The sequence below is a fragment of the Sorangium sp. So ce124 genome (genome assembly GCF_051525235.1).
In the GTDB taxonomy this organism is placed as follows: Bacteria; Myxococcota_A; Polyangia; order Polyangiales; family Polyangiaceae; genus Sorangium; species Sorangium atrum.
This window is the reverse complement of sequence record NZ_CP150312.1, coordinates 4,523,452-4,543,005: the sequence shown is the minus strand read 5'-3', so window position 1 is coordinate 4,543,005 and position 19,554 is coordinate 4,523,452. Positions and strand designations below refer to the sequence as shown.

Sequence of the window (19,554 nt, the reverse complement as noted above, 5' to 3'; positions counted from 1 at the left end):
GGTATAGCGAAGTGCGCGCGGCTTCCCTAACGATCGCCGCGAACGCCAAGGAGAACGGGCGTGAAGGAGCTGATCAAGTACCTGATCGACAACCTCTATCTCGATTTCCAGGGGGAAATCACGCTGGAGACAGTGCGGGGCTTCCTCCGCGAGGACGACGGACGGGAGGCACGCCAACTTTTGTCGAAGCTCATCGAGGAGAAAGGGGTAGACGACATGCTGATCACGCTGGCCGACTGTCTCAAGGAGCACATCCAGTCCGGGGTGAACGAGAAGGTCGTCCGCGAGCAGCTCTCGCTCTACTCCGAGAGCTGAGCACGCTGGCTCGCGCGACGCGCCTCGCCCCCCTCCCCCTCTGTCTGCAGGCGGCCCTCGCGACGGCCGGCTGCGACGTGGGGGAGGCCACGCTCCAGCCGATCGACGCCCCTCCTGTCCAGCTGATCGAGGCGCGCGCCACGACCAGCCTCGACCAGAACTACCAGCCCGTCCGCACCGCGCTCGATCCCGCCGGCACGACCGAGGTCCTGTCGACAGCGAGCTTCGTGCTGAAGTTCGATCGCTTCCTGCTGCCGAGCTCGGTGAGCGCCACGGTCGGCGCCGAGTCCGTGTGCGTCTCGGGCGATCTGGCCACGGTCCAGACCTACGCCGACTGCGTCAATCCGATCGCCCTCGCGCCCACGTACAACCCTGTCCAGCGGGAGGTCATCTTCCGCCAGATCGAGGGCATGCCGGGCCTGGTTCCCGGGACCCGGTATGCGCTGACCGTCTTCAAGCCGGCGGACGAGGCTGCGCCGTCCGGCGTCCGCGCGTTCGACGGCGCGCCCCTCGACGGCAACACGCGCATCGAGTTCTCCGTCGCGGCGACGAACCCGCCCCAGGCGATGCCGGAGCGCCCGCCGAGCGGCGACTTCTTCTGCCAGCGAGACCTCGAGTGCGTCATGCGCACGGAAGCTTGCCAGGGCGACGCTCCCGCGGATCCGACGTGCATCGCCTGCGTGAAGGGCGCCGCGTACCACCTCTTCTACGGCTGCTTCGGGTGCCACAACGGCGCGAGCGCCGCCGCAGGGCTGGACCTGAACCTGGGCACGGCGTTCAACCAGCTCGATCCGCTGCTCGAGACAGCGATCGGGCGCACCGCCCACCAGACCCAGATGGGCGAGAAGGCGCACGTGGGGGAGGCATCCCCGGAGCGCTTCGGCAGGGCCATGCCGCTCATCGACCCGGGAAACCCGGGGAATAGCTACCTGCTCTACAAGATCCTCATCGGGCAGATCGCGGTCGACCCCTCCTTGCCTGCCGATGCGGCGGAGAAGCTCCGCCAGGAGAACGAGCGGCTGCAGGCGGCGTTCGTGGTGGGGATGCCGATGCCGCCCCCGCCCTCGAAGCCGATATTCTGGTTCCACCCCCAGAACCCCCAGATGCCGGACGATCAGTACACAACGCCTTACGTGGACGGCATGGACATCCTGTCCGCGTGGATCCTCGACGGCGCCGTGCCGCGAGACTGCTCCGCCCCGGCTGCCTCGCCCTGACGGCGCTTGCGCAGCGTCACATCACGCGATTCCGCCCGGCCTTCTTCGCATGATAGAGCCGCTCGTCGGCGCGGCGGTAGAGCTCCATCGGCGAGACAGGCGCGTCCGGCGTGACGGCGGCGACCCCGAAGCTCGCGGTGACGGCGACCTCGCCATCCTCGAAGCGGAACGGCGTGCGCTCCACGAGCGCGCGCAGCTTCTCGGCGACCAGGCGGGCGCCGTCGAGGGCGATCTCCGGCACGAGCAGCGCGAACTCCTCCCCGCCGACGCGCGCGAGGACGTCGTCGCGGCGGACGTTCGCGGCGGCGAGCGCGGCCATCTGGCGGAGCACGGCGTCGCCCGTGAGGTGCCCGCGGGTGTCGTTGATGTTCTTGAAGTGATCGATGTCGAACATGATGAGCGCGAGGTGGCGATGGTAGCGGCAAGCCCGCGATACCTCGCGCTCCAGCGCGACCTCGAAGGAGCGCTTGTTGTGGACCTGCGTCAGACCGTCGAAGGTCATCAGCCGGTAGATCTCCTCGTGATACGAGAGCTCGACGTTCCCACCCTGGATGAACTTGAAGATCGTCCGGCCGATCTTCACCTGGTCGCCGTCCTTGAGGGCGCGCTCATCGACGGAGACGTCGTTCACGTAGGTGCCATTGGTCGAGCCGAGATCGCGGACAACGTAGCTCATCCCCGTCCAAGAGATGCGCGCATGACGCCGGCTCACCGCGTCGTCGTCGAGCGGGATATCGGTCTGTATCGCGCGCCCACACTCGATTGCCCCGGTCCCTAGCGCGATGCGGCGCCCGAGCTCGGTGCCGTAGATCACCACCAGACACGCGGTGCCAGGCGCCACCGGCAGCACCGGCGGGGCGATCGAGGTGCAGGTGACGAGCGTCTGCCGATGATCGTTCTCTTGCTTCGCCACGCTAGGGGAGCCAAGTACACCAGAGCCGACGTGCCAGGGCAACGCGCGTCGCGCGTCGGACATGGTAGGCTTCGGCCATGAAACACTGCGGTTTCGCGCAGATGTGTGTCGCTGCCACGATGGCCGCCGGGCTCGCCGGTCCTCTCAGCGGGTGTGGCACGAGCGCGCCCCCGATCGACGAGGGCGACGCCGCGCCCGCGCCGCAACAACCCGAGACCGTCACGAGCTTTCCGGAGGCTCCGCCGCTCCCGGGCGAGACCGAGTGCAAGGTCGTCGTCAGGACGGGGATCCCCGTCACGTCGGCGCAACACGTGGCCACGTGCGCGCCTGTCCAGTACACGACCAACCCGCCGAGCGGCGGAGATCACTGGGGCATCTGGGCCGAGTACAAGCGCTTCGAGTCCGAGGTCCCGCGCGAGATGTACGTCCACAACCTCGAGCACGGCGCGATCGTCCTCGCGTACCGGTGCGCCTCGTCCGGCTGCGCGGAGGTGAAGGCGGCGCTCGACGAGGTGCGGGCCGAGGCCGCCTCCGATCCGAAGTGCCTCCTGGTGCCGGGAGGGCCGGAGGCGCGCCTCGTGATGACGCCCGACAGCGCGCTGGACACCCCCGTCGCAGCCGCGGCCTGGGGCGCCACGTACACCGCGACGTGCCTCGACAAGGCGTCGCTCGCGCGCTTCGTGGCGGACCACTACGGCAAGGGCCCGGAAGACACGTGCGGCGACGCGGGGGCCGTCGATATCGATCTGCCAGACGGCGGCGCGCCGAGCTGCGGCGACGGCCCGGGCGGCGGCGGCGGCGGCGGAGGCGCGGGAGGCATGGCGGAGGGCGCTCCACCGGAGCCGTAACCGGGTTGACAGGTGGCTCGCGGCCCGGGAGCATTCTGGGCATGAGCGAGCCGTCGACCGTGACACCTCGGTTGGCAGAGCGCTTCCGGCTGCTGGACGTCGCGGGGTCCGGCGGGTCGGCCGAGGTCTGGAGGGCCGTCGATAGGGAGCGCGGCGGCATGGTGGCGCTCAAGATCGAGCCGCGCGAGCGCGGAGCGCCCGCGGCGCAGCGCGCCTCCGCGCGGCGGGCGCTCGCCCGAGAGGCGCTGCACGCGGCGCTGGCGCTCTCGCCGCGGCTGCCGGAGCTCGTCGACGTCGGCTGGCTCGCGATGCCGTCTGGCGTCGCTCGCGCCGCGCGCGTCGAGGGCGCCCCCGGCGAGGAGGGGCGCGCGTTCGTCGCGATGCGCTGGGTCGAAGGGCGAGCCGTCGCCGACGCCCTGCGCGGGCTGCCTCCCGGCGAGCGCGCGGCGCTCGCGCTCGCCGCCGCGCGCGACGCGGGCGAGGCGCTCGCCGACCTGCACGGCATCGGCCTGGCGCACGGAGATCTCAAGCCGGAGAACCTTATCCTGACGCCGGAGGGGCGGGTCGCGGTGATCGACCTGGGGCTCGCGTGCTCGATCCACGAGGCCTCCGTGGACGGGGCGACGCTGAGGTACATCGCGCGCGGGGACGCGGAGCTCGGAGACGCGCGGGCGAGGGACCTGCTCGCGCTGGGGACGCTGCTCGCCGAGATCGCCTTCCCTGGCGTGGCGGACGCGGACGATCCCATCGGAGCGGCGCGGGCCGCGGTGGCCGCGGAGAGCGCGGCCGGGCCGCCGCTCGACGCCATCTGCCGGGCGCTCCTCTCGCCCTCCCCCGCGGCGCGCCCGTCGTCCGCGTGGGTCACCGAGTCGGCCCGCGCCGCGCTCGCCGGCGCGCCGCGCGCGCGGCACCCGGTCGCCGCGTCCCCCGCGGGGCGCGCCGGCCGCGACGCGGGGGCGCCCGCCGCTGAGCGCGATCGACAGGACCGCGACGCGCGCCGCGTGCGCGCCGCCTACCTGCGCCTGCGGCGACACGAGCTCGATGCGGCGCTCGGGGTGCGCGACGACGTCGCCCCCTGGCTCGTGGACGCGTTCGCGGTGGTCGAGCGGGTGCGCGCGCTCTCCGGCGCGCCGCTCCGCGCGGGCGACGGCGCGGCGCGCGCGGGTCCGCCGCAGGGCGACGCGGCGTGGCTGGGGCGGCTCGGGCCGGACCGCGTCGCGCGGTGGCTCACCGCGCTCGCGGGGACGAGCGCGGCGGCGTGGCCGATGGGGCCCCTCGCGTCGGCGCCGGAGAGGGCGCTCGCGGACGCGCTCGTCGCGCTCGCGCGGCAGGTCCCGCCGCGCGCCTGGACGTACGCGGACGTGGAGGCGGCCGTGCTGGGAACCCCGGGGAGCGGCGCGCGGCGGCGGGCGAGCGCGGCGCCGGAGGACCGCGGAGCTGCCGAGGGCGCCGCCGAAGCACGAGCCCTCGGCGCTGCGGAGGCGGCGGCGCTGGCGCTCGCGATCGCGCGGGTGCCGCCGGATCCGCTCGCGCTCGAGGCGGTCGAGCAGCGCGACGACGCGCCCGCCAGCCTGGTCGTCGCGGCGGCCAACGCGCTCCGGCTGCACGGCGACGCCGGGCGCGCGCGGAGCCTGATGCTGCGCTCGTGCGTTCGAGGCGCGACGGATGCCGCGGCGATCGCGGCGGAGGTGCTTAGGCGCGCCGGCGATCGCGCCCTCGCGGAGGAGCGCGCGCGCGCCGCGATCGACGCCGGCGCGGACCCGGAGGGGCGCGCGCGCGCGGTGCTCGCGCGCGTCGCGATCGACGCGGGGGCGCTGGAGGCGGCCGACGCGCTCGCCGGCGATGCGGTCACGGCGCCGCTCTGCGAGGTGCGCGCGCTGCTCGCCGTGCTGCGCGGCGACACCGCGCGGGCGCTGTCGGAGGTGGCGCGCGGCGAGGCGCTCGCGAGCTCCGTCGAGGAGCTGGCGCGGATGGCCGCCGTGCGCGGCTACGCGTGGCACGCGAGCGATCCGGAGCGCGCGCACGCGTCGTTCAGCGCCGCGGTGGACTACGCCGTCCGCGCCGGCGCGGTGGTCGAGGAGGCGACCTACCGGACCGGCGAGGCGGCGGCGGCGGTGGATCTCGGCGATCTCGACGGCGCGATCGCGACCTCGACCCGCGCGGCGCTGCTCTGGGAGCACCTCGGCCGGCCGGCGCAGGGCGCCCGGGCGCTGCTCGCCTGCGCCGCCGCCTACGCAACAGCGGGCCTGGTGCACGAGACCTGCCGGACCGCCGAGGACGCCATCGCGCGGGCCCGCGACGCGGGCGACGCGAAGGCGGAGGCCTACGCGCTCTGGGCCATCGCCGACGTGGTCGCCGCGCGGGGCGACGGCGGCGCCAGCGCGGACGTCGGATCGCACGTCGACCCGCGCGCGGCGGCGGCGCGCGCGGCGGCGCTCCTCGCCGGCGGCTCCGCGGACGACACGCTCCGGGCGGCCGCGCGGCTCCTGCGCCACGGCGCAGACGAGCTCGATGGATCCCGCGTCGAGGAGCTCGACGAGCTCGCGAACGGCCCGGAGCCCGCGGCGGCCTCGCGGCTCGACTGGTGGGGCGCGCGCGCCGCGATCGCGCTCGCCGCGGACGACGTCGGCGCCGCGATCGCCGCGGACGACGCGCCGCGCGGCCCGGCGGGCGCGTCGGGCGCGTCGGCGTGGCGCGGCCGCAGCGACCGCGTCCTCGCCGCGATCGCCGCGCTCGCGGGCGCCCGCGCCCCGATCGCGGCGCGCGGCCCGGCGCTGGCCGCGGCGCACGCGCTGGCCGTCAGGGCCGGCCAGACGGACGTCGCGCACCGGGTGCTCGCGGCGCTCGCCGACGCCGCCCGCGAGCTCTGCGGGCGCAACGCGGGCGCGGGCTCGGCCGGCGCCTCCGCTGCGTCGCCAGGGGCGGCGGCGCTCTCCGGCGCGGTCCGATCGCTCCCGTGGGTGGTCCGCGCGCGGGCGCTGCCGGAGAGCGGGCTCCGGCCCGAGCAGGCGCGCGATCTGGAGGCCCTCGTCGGCGCGCTCGGCGAGCGCGAGCGGCTCGCGCCGCTGCTCGACCGGGTCGTCGACGCGCTCGTGCTCTGGACGGGGGTCGAGCGGGGGCTCCTGCTCCTGCGCGCCCCGAACGGGCGCCTGGTCCCGCGGGCCGCGCGCAACCTGGCGCGCTCGAGCCTCGGCGCGGAGCAGCTCGCGCTGTCGGAGACGCTCGCGCGCCGCGCCCTGGAGGCGCGCGAGCCGGTGGTCGCGGTCGACGCGGCGGGGGAGCTGCCGAGCGTGCACCGCAGCGTGCACGCGCTGAAGCTGCGGAGCGTGCTGGCCGTCCCGCTCGTGGCGCGCGGCGAGGCGCTCGGCGTCGTCTACCTCGACGACCGCGTGCGCCGCGGCGCGTTCGGCGCGCAGGAGCTGCGGTGGGCGCGCGCCATCGCGTCGGTCGCGGCGCTGGCGATCTCCGACGCGCGCGCGCAGGTCGAGCTGCGCCGCGCCGCGCGCCGCGCGGAGCGCGCCTCGTCGCGCCTCGCCGAGGAGCTCGCGCGGCGCGAGGCGGAGCTCGACGCCGCGGCGCTCGAGCTCGCCAGGGCGCGCGGCGGCCGCGACACGCGCTACCGGTACGACGCCATCATCGGCGAGAGCGAGCCTCTGCGCGCGATGCTGCGCCTCGTCGATCGGGTGACCGCCTCCGAGGTGCCGGTGCTCGTCTGCGGCGAGTCCGGCAGCGGCAAGGAGCTCGTGGCGCGGGCCATCCACCACAACGGGCCGCGCGCCGCGCACGCGTTCGTGAGCGAGAACTGCGGCGCGATCCCCGAAGGGCTCCTCGAGTCGGCGCTCTTCGGGCACGTGCGCGGCGCGTTCACGGGCGCGGATCGCCCGCGCGCCGGGCTCTTCGAGGTGGCCGATCGGGGCACGCTGTTCCTCGACGAGATCGGCGAGATGAGCCTCGCGATGCAGACGAAGCTGCTGCGGGTCATCGAGGACGGCCTCGTGAGGCCGATCGGCTCGGAGCGGGCGCGCAAGGTCGACGTGCGCGTCATTGCCGCGACCCACCGGGATCTGGAGGCGCTCGTCCGCGCCCGCGCTTTCCGGGAGGATCTGCTCTACAGGCTGAACATCATCACGATCCGGGTGCCGCCGCTGCGCGAGCGCGCGACGGACGTGCCGCTCATCGTCCAGCACTTCCTCGAGAAGCACAGCCGCGGTCCGGTCCGGGTCACGCGCGGGGCGATGGATCGGCTCTCGGCCTACGCGTGGCCGGGCAACGTGCGCCAGCTGGAGAACGAGGTCCGGCGGGCGCTCGTGCTCTGCGACGGGACCATCGATCGGGAGCACCTCTCCCCGGAGATCGCGCACGGCGGCAGCGCGACGCCGCGCGAGCTCGGCCTCAACGTCCGCGCGAGGATCGACGCGCTGGAGACGGAGCTCGTGCGCGACGCGCTCGAGCGCACGCGCGGGAACCAGACGCAGGCCGCCAAGCTGCTGGGCCTGTCCAGGTTCGGCCTTCAGAAGATGATCAAGCGGCTCGCCATCGAGGCGTGAGGCGGGCCCGAGCGGGTCACCTCGACTTCACGAGCGCGCCCGCGTCGCGCAGGATCGTGTCGATCCCGTCGTCGTTCGCCTCGTAGTAGCCGCGGATCACGCCCTGCTGGTCGACCAGCACGAGGCGCTCGCCATGGAAGATGCTGAAGAGGCCAGGGCTCGACTCCTGCTTGCCCATGGCGATCTTGAAGCCGTCGAGGACCGTCGACTCTATCTGATCGAGGGAGCCTGTCAGGAGCGTCCAGCGATCGAGCGGGAGCTGCTGCGACGCCGCGTAGGCCGCGAGCACCGCCGGGGTGTCGTTCTCCGGGTCGACGGTGAATGTCAGGAGGTGCAGCGCGTCACCGAGATCGCGGCCCCGGTGCTCGATCTCCTTCATGCGCTGCGTGAGCTTGGGACACACGGTCGGGCAGGTCGTGAAGATGAAGTCCGCGATCCACACGCGGCCCCGGAGCTGCTCCAGCCCGAACCGCGCGCCCCGCTGATCCGTGAGCTCGAAGGCGGGCAGAGGGATGCGGATCGCGGGCGTCTCCGCGGCCTGACCGCGGAGCGCGCGCCCGGCGACCCCGATGGTGATGAGCGCCACGAGCCCGACCAGCGCGAGGAGCCCGGCCCAGAACACGGGCGTGCCCACGAGCCCACGGCGCGGGGGCCTCCCCGCGTCGCCGCGGTCGGACGGGAGTGATTGGCCGGTCGGCTCCGCAGGCGACAGAGCGCCGTTCGCGTGGCGCGTGGGCTCGCTTGAGACCATCCGGTGACGCTTAAGGGCCTGTCCCCTGTGAGTCAAGGCGACGAGGCGCCGCTCAGGCGCCGATCATCAGCGCGGCGAAGAGGAGCACCAGGTAAACCATGGAGGCGAAGAAGACCTGACGCGCCCAGCGAGCGCCGGTGCCCGCGCGGAGACCGTAGACGCCGAGCCCGAAGAACGCGCCGCCGAGGAGGACCGCGGCGCCGAGGTAGACAGAGCCCGCCACGCCGAGCGGGACGAACAGCACCGAGGACACCACGAGCAGCGCGAGGTAGCCGACGATGTGGCGCCGTGTCGTGAGATCGCCCTTCTCGAGCGGCAGCACCTTGAGCCCCGCGCGCTGGTACTCGTCCTGACGGAAGAGCGATATCGCGAGGAAATGCGGGATCTGCCAGAGGAACATGACGGCGAAGAGCAGGAAGCCCGGCGCGTCGATCTGCCCTGTGACGCTCGTCCACCCGAGCAGCGGCGGGATGGCGCCGGGGATCGCGCCGATCGGCAGCGAGAGCGTCGTCCGGCGCTTGAGCGGGGTATAGACGAGGACGTAGCTGAGCAGCGCCACCGCGGCGAGCACGCCCGTGGTCGCGTTCACCCCGATGAACAGCACCGGAATCGAGGCGGCAGAGAGCGCGATCCCGAACCAGAGCGCCAGCTCCGGCGAAAGCCGCCGCGCCGGCAAGGGGCGGCTCCGCGTCCGCTCCATCAGCAGATCGGTGTCGCGCTCGATGTACATGTTGAGCGCGTTGGCGCCCGACACGACGAGCACCGTCCCCAGCAACGCCAGCGCCAGCTGCGCGGGCGGCACCGCCGCGCGCTCGATCGCGGCCTCTCCCGCCAGTCCGGCGCGGAGATAACGGCTCGCGACCCACATGCCGCCGAGCATCGTCGCGGCCACCATCCTCGTGATGCGCGGCTTGGTGAGGCTCACGAGATCGGCCGCTCCCTTGAGCAGCGGGCGCGCGCTCGTGGGGACCGCACAGCCGCCGCCCTCGGACGGCTCAGCCTGGCGAACGTAAGGGACGACCGGGGCGCGCTCGGCGGCCTGCTCGACGCTCATGGTCACGCGCGCACCTCGCTGCTGTGCTCGGGGCCCACGCCGCGCGCTCGCACGGCATCTCCGAAGATCCCTGGGCTCGGGACAGTTACACTGAAAAACGTCATCACCGGAGCGCGGGAGGCGGGAGAAAACAGCATCGGGGCCGGGAGACTAGCGCGCACAACACGTCTCGGGGAGTCGAGTTCGTCAGTTGTCGCCCGCCTCCCTTTAGGGCACGAGTCGCCTTGCGGCAACCGTCGTGGCGTGCTCAGCCGTTCTTTGCGCGTCGAGCGAGCCTGGAAAGGTCGCTCCCCCGCGCCGCTCGCCGCCAGCCGGGCGGCCCGGGGCGGGGCGGGGCGGGGCGACGCCTGCCGCAGCCGCCGCCATGGATCTCACCAAAGGCCCTTGAGCTCGTCCTTGTTTTCCGCCGGCTCAGGCTCGGTTCCGGCGTACGTGAACGTGACCTGGGCGGGCTTGTCGTCCGCGACCGCGACGTCGGCGGTCTTCAGGCCATAGCGGGGGTGCCACGCCTCGAGCTTGTACTTGCCGGCAGGGACCTTCTCGATGGTGAACGAGCCGTCATCCCCGCTCACGGCGAAGAACGGGTGATCCGTCACCACGACAAAGCCGCGCATCCACGGGTGGACGTCGCAGGTGAGCTTGATGATGCCGTCCTTCCACGCCTTCGTGAGCGGCGCGGCGCCCCCCGGCTGCGCCTGGTTGAACAGCGTCTCAGAGCCCTTGTAGGTGTGCACGTTGTGCAGCGTCCGGTCGCTGTTCTTGATGTCGACCTGCTGCTCGGAGACCACGCCCTGGATGCGCGGCACATACATGCAGTCCTGCTGGTCGACCACCGCGTGCGCGTCGGGCGCCTTCCAGCTGCCCGGCACGCCCCCGACCGCGATGCGGACGAAGGTGTCCTTGAGCTTGCCATCGTTGACGACAACAGCGTTGTAAAGGACGTCCTTGTCCTGGCAGAACGGAGCGTCCTTGCGCGCGGTGGGGACCTTCATCTGGACCGGCTTGCCGGTGAACTTGACGATCCCCTTGATGATCCCGTTGCCCTCGGGGGCCGCCGGGGCGGCCGCCTGCGCCGTGGCCTTCGGCGCTTCGGACCCCTGAGGGGCCGCGGCGGGCTTCTCGACCGAGGCCACCGGGGGTGCCGCCGTGATGGCCGTCGCGGCCGTGCCGCCGCTCGGTCTCGGGGGCTCCTCGGGGCACCCTGCGAGCGTGAGCGCGAGAGCAGAGAGCGAGGCGAGATCGCGACGATGCATGAGGACTCTCCCGCGCCCGCGGCGCGCCACGCGAGCCTGATTCGCGCCCCTCCGAGCCTGATCTGGCGTCTTCAGGGAGGGGTCGTCTGGACCGGGCGGCGACTCCCACCGCGTCTTTCTCATGGCGAGCAGCGGGTGGAATGCCGCGCGCCGTCGTTCCGCACAGCGAGGGCGTGCTTAACGAGTGTCGTCGCTCGCGTCAACCTGACGCGCCGCCGGTGATGTCCGGTTTCCCGGCGCCCGGGAGCGAGCCAGAGGTGCGCTCGCGCTCGTTCGCGAGCACGGCCGCCCAGAAGCCGCGCTCGTCGCGGGCCGCGAGCGCGACGCAGAGGGCGGCGATCACCAGCGACAGCGCGCCGAGCGGCACCTCCGGAGCGCTGCCCGCGACGAGCAGCAGCGCGAGCGCGCCGCCCAGCGCCGGCAGCCGCGGCGGGGCGACGAGCGCGAGCGCGACGATCACCACCGAGAGCGCAGCGACGAAGAGCTGTATCGAGAGCGGCACGACCGGAGCGGGGCGGGTGAGCAGCCGGTCGAGCGCGCGGCGGAAGAGCGCCTCGACCATGGATGCGTCGTCGGCGGCGCCCGCGAGCGCCGCCCGCGTGGCGAGCAGGGCCGACGCGAGCGCCACCAGCGAGAGCGGGCTCACGAGGCGCGGCCGCGGCGGCTCGGCCTCACGCGGCCGCGCCTCGCGGCCCGCGCCGAGCGCGACGGTCGCCGTGAGGACGGCCAGCGCATCGAGCGCGAACGCGGCGGTCGCGACGGAGCTCGTCGCGCCGGCGAGCGCCTTCGAGCCGCGGTCGTTCGCCCAGACGGCCAGGAGGACGCCGGCGAGCCGCACGAGCGCAGAGGCGCCGACGAGCCCGAGCGCGGCCGCGACCGGCCGCACGAACGGGACGCGGAGCGCCTCCCACGCGCTGCCGAGCGCGAGGATCGCGGCGCTCACGCCGATGAGCGCGGCGGAGAGGTCGGGCACGCGCTGCACGGTCGCGTGCAGCACGACGAGGATGACGAAGCTTCCCGCGACGATCGTGCCGATCCGCAGCGCGTACGGGACGCGGCTCCGCACGACCGCGCTGATCAGCGCCATCGCGACGACGATGGCGCCGATCGCGAAGAGCTGCGAGGCGCCGGCGCCGGCGAGCTCGATCGTGTGGACAGCGCGCTCGATGCCCACCGCCAGGCCGACCATCGCGGGCGCGAGCATGCGGCCGAGGATCATCGCGAGCAGGGCGAGGACGGCGAGCGGCCGGATCAGCGCGAGCACAGGCAGGCCGGCGAGCGGAGGTCGCCCGGCGGCGGAGGACCGGCGCTCGGGAGGCGGAGGCTCGCCGCCCTCCTCGCGATGGGGCGAGGCAGCGGCGTCCGGCGCGGCGGTGGGAGGAGGGCCTTCGGGTGGGAGATCGATGTTGAGGAGCATTGAAGATGAGCGCCCGTCGCTCAGCCCTTGTCCCAGGCGCGGGGAGCGTCGAGATCCGTGAAGACCGCGGCGGTCGCCGAGGCGTCGATCAGGTCCTGCATCCGCTGGCCGCCGGCCTCCTCGACGATGCGGTCGTCGTACTCATCCGCGAGCACGGACAGATCCCGGAGCGCGACGAGGATCTCGTCGGCGTCGAGCGTCTCGCCGCCGAGGAGCGTGTGGACGATGACCACACACGAGCCCTGCGCGACGTAACCGAAGGCGCCGAAGCGGATGCGCGCGTTCAGGCGGAGCAGCTTCATCGCGAGGTCCGGCGTCATCTCGACGCCGCGGGCGAGCTGCGCGACGAGCCGCACGAGCGCGCGATCGGGCGCCCAGGGGAGGACATGAAGGTAGACGTACGCGGTCCCCTGGCGGACGACGTAGAACTGCGGCTCGACACGGGTGAACGCCGGGGAATCCGCGAGCGCCGCCTCGATGCGCGCGTTGGTCACTCGAACGGCCTCGTCGGAATCCTTCGGCATGACGCGCAGGATACATCGCCGCGGTCCCGGTGCAGAGCCGGGACCTAACGCCCGAGCGGAAGCAGCGGACCTGGCGGCGCCGGCGCACCCTCGTCGCCCGGGACGGGCCGCGGCCCCCTGCGCACCGGCGCCGGCTCGACCGGGGCGGCGCCGGTGGGCGCCTTCAGCAGGAACGGGCGGGCGTTGCGGGTCGAGCACGCGTCGTACGGATCCCTGTGGAACTCCCAGTGCAGGTACACGTTGCCGTCCGGCGAGACGATCGCGTCCGGCGCCTTGCCGAACGGCGACGCGCGCTGCACCGAGTTCAGCGCGACGATGTCGAAGGCCGTCATCCCGCTCGGCCTCGTGACCCCGAGGCGCACGATGCTGCCGCTGTCCTTGTTCAGGACGATCTCCACGTGGGTCACCCGGTTCTGGTTGAACGCGTGCCCGGAGGGCAGGCTCTCGAGCGACGCCAGGAACTCCTCCGCGAAGATCGGGTGGAGCCGGTTGTGGATCATGTTGATGTACGTCGCGAACGGCACCCGCGCGGCGTTGAGCGAGGTCTGGTTGCCGGGCTTGACCGAGGGGTCGTAGTTCTCGATCGCGGCGCGCCATTTCTTCCACTTGTCCGTCGTCTCCCACGAGCCCCGGTGCGCGCTCTTGCGGGAGGCGCCGTCCGAGGCCCGCTCCGCCCTGAGCTTCTCGTTGCCGACGGCCGCCTGCACGCCGGCCATGTCCAGGTTGAGGTTGGGCCCGCCGGGGAGCCCCGGCGCGCCGAGGCCGATCGAGCCGACGCGGACCGGGCTCTGGTAGGGCTGCGGCGTCGCCTTCTTGCCGGCCACGCGGCTCTTGCCGTCGCCGCCCGGGTTCGCCGGATTGAGGGTGTAGCCGCCGCGCGCGCCGTCGATCACCTCGGGCGACGCCGGGCCGGAGCCGCCCGCGGCGCCCCTCTCCGGCGGCGGAAGCGCGGGAGGTGCCTGCGCGACGCGAGCCCCGCCGCTCGCGCCCGGCACGCTCGGGGAGGACGCTGCCCGGGAGGCCTGCGCGGCCTGCGCCGGCGACGCCGGGCTGTGGTGCTCCGCGCTCTCGCTCCTGGGGTTCCCCTCGCCGGGCGCGTGCTTCTCGTTGCCGGCGCGCTCCTCGCTGTGGCCGCTGTGATCGTGGTCGCTGTCGCCGACCGTGTCCGTCGGCGCCTTCGGCCCCGACGGCGTCCCGGGCGTCGGCTCCGGATCGTCCTGATCCTTCGAGCGGATCTGCGCCATGGTCTCCTCGGCGACCTTGTTGGCGTCGTCCGCGATCCGGTTCGCCTCGGGGTTGTCCTCCTGGTCCTTCTGGACGTGCTGGCGGACGGCGATCCGTTGATCCGCCGGCGGCAGCGGCGGCGGCGGCGCCGGCTGGACCGGTACGATCTTGGCCGCCGCTTCCTTGGGCGGCTCGGGCTTTGGCGGCGCGGGTGGAGGCGCCTTCGCCTGGCGCGGCGGCTCAGCCTTCGGCGGCTTCCGCGGTGGGATCGTCGCCGCCTTGGTCGGATCGGGCTTCGGCTGCTGCGGATCGGGCGTCGCGTCCTTGTCCGGCTCGCTGTCCGCCGGTCGCTCCGGCGGCGCGAGCGGGGCGGGAGGCGGCGTGAGCGCCGCGCCGTCGGTCAGGATCTCGAACGTCGTGTCGCCCGGCCGGAGGCCATCCCTCACCGCGTGGACCATCTGGCGGAGCTGGGCGCGATCCTCGATGACCTGCGCCACCTCGACCGCGCCGCCGCCGCCCGCCATGTGCGCCACGATCGCCGCGCAGATCCACAGGGCGAGCGGGATGTGGGCGTCACGTGACACGGCGCTCAACGCCTCCGCGCTGCAGAGGCCGCACCGCGCGACATGGCGCAGCCGTAACAGCAGCGAAAGACGGTCACCGGTGGCACCTCCAGACTCCGCGTGAACGACCTGCTCGAACAGTGCGCCGATGCGCCAATCGTACCCCGGAAGCGGTTCGAACCTAGCATCCAGGGATCAGCGCAGCAACGGTCGGCTCGCGCGAAGCCGCATCGTCCGCGCCGCGCCGCGCATGCGACGCGGTCCGCGGGGAGCAGCCCTGGGCGGGCGCGCCGGCGCTCCGGCCGCGCCCGCCGTCGGCCAGGCGCCCTGCGCCGTCGCGCCCGCGCCACGATCAGAGCTTGATGATCGCGTCCCAGTGATCCGCGATCTCCTGCGCCGTCCAGACGCCGCCCTCGTCCTTGAACTTCCCGGGGCTCTGGACGACTTTGTAAATGTACATCTGTGCACCCGCGACGGCGAGGACGTTGCCGGTCTTGTCGGCGCACAGGTCGGACGCGAGGAACAGCGCCGCAGGCGCCACGTGCGCCGGCGTGAGCGTGTCGCCCGCCGATTGGAACATGGGCAGATCCTCCGTCATGCGTGTCTTGGCGATGGGCGCGATCGCGTTGACGGTGATCCGTTGCTTCTGCAGCTCGATCGCGGCGGTGCGGGTGAGCCCGTAGATGCCGGCCTTGGCAGCCGCGTAGTTGGCCTGCCCGAAGTTGCCGATCATCCCCGAGACGCTCGTGGTGTTGACGATCCGCCCTCCCCCGCCCTGCGCGACCATCTGCTTCGCGGCGGCCTGCGTGCAAAGGAACGTCCCCTTCAGGTGAACGGCGATGACGGCGTCCCACATGCCCTCATCCATCTTGAGGAGCGTCTTGTCGCGGACGATTCCCGCGTTGTTCACCAGGATGTCGACCCGGCCGAACGCATCGACGGCGGTCTTCACGATCTTCGCCGCGCCCTCGGGGGTCGCCACGCTGTCGAAGCTCGGCGCGGCCTGCCCGCCCGCGGCCTTGATCTCCTCCGAGACCTGCGCCGCCATCGCGTCGCTCGAGCCCGCCCCATCGCGCGTCCCGCCGAGATCGTTGACGACGACCTTCGCGCCCTCGCGGGCGAAGAGCAGCGCTTCCTCGCGGCCGATCCCGCCGCCGGCTCCCGTGATGATCGCGACCTTTCCGTCGAGCAAGCCCATCGCAGATTCCTCCTGATCCGCGCGCCGGCGCGGTGCGCCGTGCCGTTTTCGCGCGGAGCTTCGCACGGCGGGCCCCGGCCCGGGCACACATTCGTGCGCGCAGGGGCGCGCAATCGCGCGAAGGCCAAGAGACGACCAAGCGACGGCCGAACGCAGGCCCGAGCGATGGCCGAGCGACGGTGCGCGCGAGCGGGCCCGTCCGGCGAGGGAGACATCCGCGTGCCCGAACGCCTGCGCCGCTTCTTTGGCCGATCGAGCGCGGCAGTGATAACGCCGCCTTCGATGCAACTGCCCAGCCGCCTTTCCACGTCGACCCTGGGAGACCTGCTCGGCGCGCTGCACCGCGAGAAGACCACCGGGCTCCTGGAGCTCTGCGAGCTCCGGACGCCGAGCGGCTCGACGGTGCCGGGCCGCCAGCACCGGATCCAGCTCTTCTCCGGCCTCGTGACGGCCGTCGAGACGCCGCTCCGGGTGCCCCGCCTCGGCGAGATCCTCGCGAAGGAGGGCTCCGCGCCCGAGCCGTCGATCCAGCGGCTCGCCGCGCTCGTCGCCGCGCACCGGGGGCGCCGGACAGGCGAGGTGCTCGTGGCGGCGGGGCTCATCCCGGCGAGCGCGGTCGACCGCGCGCTCCGGATCCAGCTCCGAGAGCGCCTCGAGGCGCTCTTCAGCATCGAGGAGGCGACCATCTGCTTCCACACGGCGAGGCCCCTCGCCGGGTCGCTGCGGCAGACCGGCCCGCTCTCGCCGAGCGATTTCCTCCACGGCCGCCCGCGCGCGCGGGATCGGCAGCGGCGCGGCTCATCGGCGCGCGCCGCGCACGGCGGGCCGGCGAGCGCGCCGCCGCGGAGCGCTCCGCCGCGCGCCGCTCGCGTGGACGAGCCGCGCCGCCGGGCGCTCGAGGCGCTGGGCCTGCGCGAGGGCGCGACCGAGGCCGACATCCGCCGCGCCTTCCGCCGCCTGGCCGCGTCGCTGCACCCCGACCGCGCCGCGGCGCAGGCCGGCGACGGCGCCCTGCGCACCGCGCGGTTCGCCGAGCTCTCGGCCGCCTACCACCTGCTCGTCGCCTGACCGCCTACGCCCGGCCCACGAGGCGCTCGATCAGGAACGACGCCACGGTGATCGGCTTCGTGCCCGGGCCGAACCCGGCGTCGAAGCCGAGCTCGACGGCCAGGTTGTGATCGATGCGCGGGCCGCCGAGCAGCAGGATCACCTTGTCCCGGAAGCCCTGGCGCGTCGCCATCTCGACGAGCGCCGCCGCGTTCTCCTTGTGGCAGTTGCGCTGGGTGATCACCTGCGAGACCAGGATCGCGTCCGCGCCGAGCGCCTTGGCCTTCTCGCAGAGCTCGGCGTTCTCGACCTGCGCGCCCAGGTTGTGGGCGTCGAAGCACTTGAAGCTCTCGAGCCCCTTCTCGCCGGCGAACCCCTTGTAGTTCAGGATCGCGTCGATGCCGACCGTGTGTGCGTCGCTGCCGGTGCACGCCCCGACGACCACGATCTTGCGGCCGAGCTTCTTCGCCTGCGCCTCGATGTCGTCCCGCGTGAGCGGCTGTGCGGCGAGCTCCTCGACCTCGATGTCCGAGAGGTCGACGCCGTGCTGGGAGTGCCCGTAAACGACGAAATACGTGTGCTCCCGGCTGGCTTGCTCCATCGCCGTGACCAGCGGCTCGCGCAGGCCGTGCGACTCGGCAAAGCGCTTCGCCGCCTCGCGCGCGCGGTCGCCCGGCAGGACGCGGAGCGTGAACGACATCTGGACCATCCCGTCCCCCTCTCGGTCGCCATACGCACGCAGGATGTTTCGCAGTGTCATGCTCACCTCTGTCTACAGCGGTGGGCCAGAAGAGCCCATCCATCGTTGACAGTAGCGCCATGCGGCGTCGCGCGGCCAGCGCGATCGAGAGGGAGAGAGCGCGCTTCTTCCATGCTTCCATGCTTCAGCCATGCTTCGGCGCACGGAAGATGCCAAGTCAGGAAGAATGTCGTCCGGCGCGCTGACGCTCCGGCTCTGTCGAGAGTTGTCCCGGGAATCCCGTCCTTCTCGGCGCGCCCCCAGCCCGAAGGCCCTCCGACCGGAACGGCGCAGCAGGACAGGCCTACGACCGCTCCAGGACCTCGAGGATCGGGTTCAGGTACTCCGGATGGCGCGCGACGACCCCCGAGTACCCCTTCCCCCCGGTGCGCGTGCGCTTGACGTCGCCGAACGCGCCGCGCCCGATGGCGTCCCAAACGGTCTCCTGCTCGACCTCCCGCAGCAGCTCGTGCGCCTTGTCGAGGACCTCGCGGGCGCGCCGCTCGACGATGCCGCCCGGCTTCCACTGGATCTCGTCGCCGAGGTGCCGCGCCGCCGTGAAGATGTAGCGGGCGCTCTTCAGCGAGAGATACCGGTCCATGAGGAGCGGTGTGTGGACCGCCTCGCTGAACATCCCGAGCAGCTCGATCGACTGGCCGGTCGTGATCCCGACCAGGTTGAACATCGCGTCGTGGACGTGGCTGTGGAAGATGTCGCCTGTCTTGAACTTGGTGGGCGGCATCCACTTGATCGGGTGCCGGTCGAAGATCTGCCGGACGAGCTGGGCCTGGGCGAGCTCGAAGAGGAGGCTGTCCTCGAGCCAGGGGTCGATCTCGAACGCGTGGCCGAGGCCCATCTGCTCCTCGCGGAGGCCCGCGCGCCGCGCGAACGCCTCGTTGATGAACTGCGACGCGAGCACCGTATGGGCCTTCTCGACCGCATCGGCGGTCGTGAGGTAGTTGTCCTCTCCCGTGTTGATGACGATACCGCTCCTCGCGATGATCCTCCGGGAGAAATACTGATCGATGAACGTCCGCTGCATGTTGATGTCGCGGAACAGGATCCCGTACATCGCGTCGTTGAGCAGCATGTCGAGCCGCTCCACCGCCGCCATCCAGGCGATCTCGCTCATGCAGAGGCCGGACGAGTAGTTCGTCTGCGCGAGGTAGGTGCCGGTGTCGCGGGTCGCCTCGTCGGCGGCGCGGCGGATGATCCTGAAGTTCTCCTGGGTCGCGTAGGTGCCGCCGTATCCCTCGGTCGTCGGCCCCTCCGGGACGTAGTCGAGGAGCGACTGGGCGGTCGCGCGGATCACCGCGACGATGTCGGCGCCGGCGAACCCGGCGGCCTTGGCCTGCACGGCGTCGTCGTAGATGTTGCCCGTCGCGACGATGACGTACTTGAGCGGCGCGACGCCGACCCGGTGCGCCGCCTTGTTGGCCTCGCGCTCGTCGCGGGCCCTGTCGATCCGGGCGATCGCCTCCCGCGTCGCGGCCTCGAGCGCGCCGCGCGCCTCGGCCGCGGACGGCCCCGCGCCGAGGTCGGCCGCCTCGCTGAACGCCAGCATCTCCGCGGCCTCCTGCACCGAGCCGGCGCCCTCGCAGAGCGCCCGGCCCAGGTGGTAGGCGACGCCGCGACCGGCTTGCCCCGCCCTGTGGATGCGATCGACGAGCGCGTTCACGAGCGGCGTCCCCTCGGCGTCGGCGCCGACCACGCCGTACGCGCGGGCGACGGTGCGCTCGACGCCGACCGTGGTGTGGCGGTCGATGAAGCGCTGCACCTCGTCGGCGATGTCGGCGGCAAACGCGCGACACGCCTCCACCTTTTCCTGCTCCACGGGGACAGTCGTCATGGATTTCTCCGGGGCAAGCGCTCTTAGCGCACTCTCACCGCGGCCGGTACTCCGGCGCAGGATCCATGGCGGCGGGCGGCCTCACGCGTGCGCGG

15 protein-coding genes are annotated in these 19,554 nt (G+C 73.1%); 5 read left to right on the top strand and 10 right to left on the bottom strand.

Annotated elements, in window-relative coordinates:
* Positions 1 to 60 precede the first annotated feature (60 nt).
* Together WMF19_RS17165 and WMF19_RS17160 are read left to right on the top strand one after the other, a co-directional pair.
* Complete coding sequence (locus WMF19_RS17165) at positions 61 to 315, top strand: hypothetical protein (protein WP_044964942.1); 255 nt, start codon at positions 61 to 63, stop codon at positions 313 to 315.
* A gap of 77 nt (positions 316 to 392) precedes the next feature.
* Positions 393 to 1,532: a hypothetical protein gene (locus tag WMF19_RS17160; protein WP_437900095.1), complete on the top strand. Its 1,140-nt coding sequence runs from the start codon at positions 393 to 395 to the stop codon at positions 1,530 to 1,532.
* A 16-nt stretch (positions 1,533 to 1,548) separates the two neighbouring features.
* Here the strand turns inward: WMF19_RS17160 and WMF19_RS17155 are convergent, their stop codons facing one another.
* Positions 1,549 to 2,445 (bottom strand): diguanylate cyclase, encoded by an 897-nt coding sequence (locus WMF19_RS17155; protein ID WP_437900094.1) that lies wholly within the window; start codon positions 2,443 to 2,445, stop codon positions 1,549 to 1,551.
* 77 nt (positions 2,446 to 2,522) lie between these two features.
* Between WMF19_RS17155 and WMF19_RS17150 the strand changes: the two genes are divergently transcribed.
* Positions 2,523 to 3,293, top strand: a complete 771-nt coding sequence (locus tag WMF19_RS17150; RefSeq protein WP_437900093.1) for a DUF3105 domain-containing protein — start codon at positions 2,523 to 2,525, stop codon at positions 3,291 to 3,293.
* A 41-nt stretch (positions 3,294 to 3,334) separates the two neighbouring features.
* A complete protein-coding gene (locus WMF19_RS17145) occupies positions 3,335 to 7,840 on the top strand; it encodes a sigma 54-interacting transcriptional regulator (RefSeq protein ID WP_437900092.1) in 4,506 nt (1,501 codons plus the stop codon).
* A gap of 16 nt (positions 7,841 to 7,856) precedes the next feature.
* Here the strand turns inward: WMF19_RS17145 and WMF19_RS17140 are convergent, their stop codons facing one another.
* The 7 genes from WMF19_RS17140 to WMF19_RS17110 all read right to left on the bottom strand — a co-directional run bounded on the left by WMF19_RS17140 (position 7,857) and on the right by WMF19_RS17110 (position 15,824).
* Positions 7,857 to 8,591 (bottom strand): SCO family protein, encoded by a 735-nt coding sequence (locus WMF19_RS17140; protein WP_437900091.1) that lies wholly within the window; start codon positions 8,589 to 8,591, stop codon positions 7,857 to 7,859.
* Positions 8,592 to 8,643: 52 nt separating this feature from the next.
* Positions 8,644 to 9,645 carry a heme o synthase gene (gene cyoE, locus WMF19_RS17135; protein WP_437901641.1) on the bottom strand — a complete coding sequence of 334 codons (1,002 nt, stop codon included), beginning with the start codon at positions 9,643 to 9,645 and terminating at the stop codon, positions 8,644 to 8,646.
* Positions 9,646 to 10,016: 371 nt separating this feature from the next.
* Entirely contained in the window at positions 10,017 to 10,898 is an 882-nt protein-coding gene (locus WMF19_RS17130) for a carboxypeptidase regulatory-like domain-containing protein (protein WP_437900090.1), read from the bottom strand.
* Between the two features lie 199 nt (positions 10,899 to 11,097).
* Positions 11,098 to 12,315: a hypothetical protein gene (locus tag WMF19_RS17125; RefSeq protein ID WP_437329668.1), complete on the bottom strand. Its 1,218-nt coding sequence runs from the start codon at positions 12,313 to 12,315 to the stop codon at positions 11,098 to 11,100.
* Positions 12,316 to 12,335: 20 nt separating this feature from the next.
* Positions 12,336 to 12,839 (bottom strand): T3SS (YopN, CesT) and YbjN peptide-binding chaperone 1, encoded by a 504-nt coding sequence (locus WMF19_RS17120; protein WP_272098114.1) that lies wholly within the window; start codon positions 12,837 to 12,839, stop codon positions 12,336 to 12,338.
* A gap of 44 nt (positions 12,840 to 12,883) precedes the next feature.
* A complete protein-coding gene (locus WMF19_RS17115) occupies positions 12,884 to 14,647 on the bottom strand; it encodes a hypothetical protein (protein ID WP_437900089.1) in 1,764 nt (587 codons plus the stop codon).
* Positions 14,648 to 14,978: 331 nt separating this feature from the next.
* Positions 14,979 to 15,824, bottom strand: coding sequence for an SDR family NAD(P)-dependent oxidoreductase (locus WMF19_RS17110; RefSeq protein ID WP_437900088.1), 846 nt, complete (start codon positions 15,822 to 15,824; stop codon positions 14,979 to 14,981).
* Positions 15,825 to 16,106: 282 nt separating this feature from the next.
* Between WMF19_RS17110 and WMF19_RS17105 the strand changes: the two genes are divergently transcribed.
* A complete protein-coding gene (locus tag WMF19_RS17105) occupies positions 16,107 to 16,892 on the top strand; it encodes a J domain-containing protein (RefSeq protein WP_437900087.1) in 786 nt (261 codons plus the stop codon).
* Between the two features lie 4 nt (positions 16,893 to 16,896).
* On the opposite strand, the gene WMF19_RS17100 is transcribed toward WMF19_RS17105, so the two are convergent.
* Together WMF19_RS17100 and WMF19_RS17095 are read right to left on the bottom strand one after the other, a co-directional pair.
* Entirely contained in the window at positions 16,897 to 17,631 is a 735-nt protein-coding gene (locus tag WMF19_RS17100) for an OAM dimerization domain-containing protein (RefSeq protein WP_437329665.1), read from the bottom strand.
* Positions 17,632 to 17,914: 283 nt separating this feature from the next.
* Positions 17,915 to 19,459 carry a lysine 5,6-aminomutase subunit alpha gene (locus WMF19_RS17095; RefSeq protein WP_437900086.1) on the bottom strand — a complete coding sequence of 515 codons (1,545 nt, stop codon included), beginning with the start codon at positions 19,457 to 19,459 and terminating at the stop codon, positions 17,915 to 17,917.
* Positions 19,460 to 19,554 lie beyond the last annotated feature (95 nt).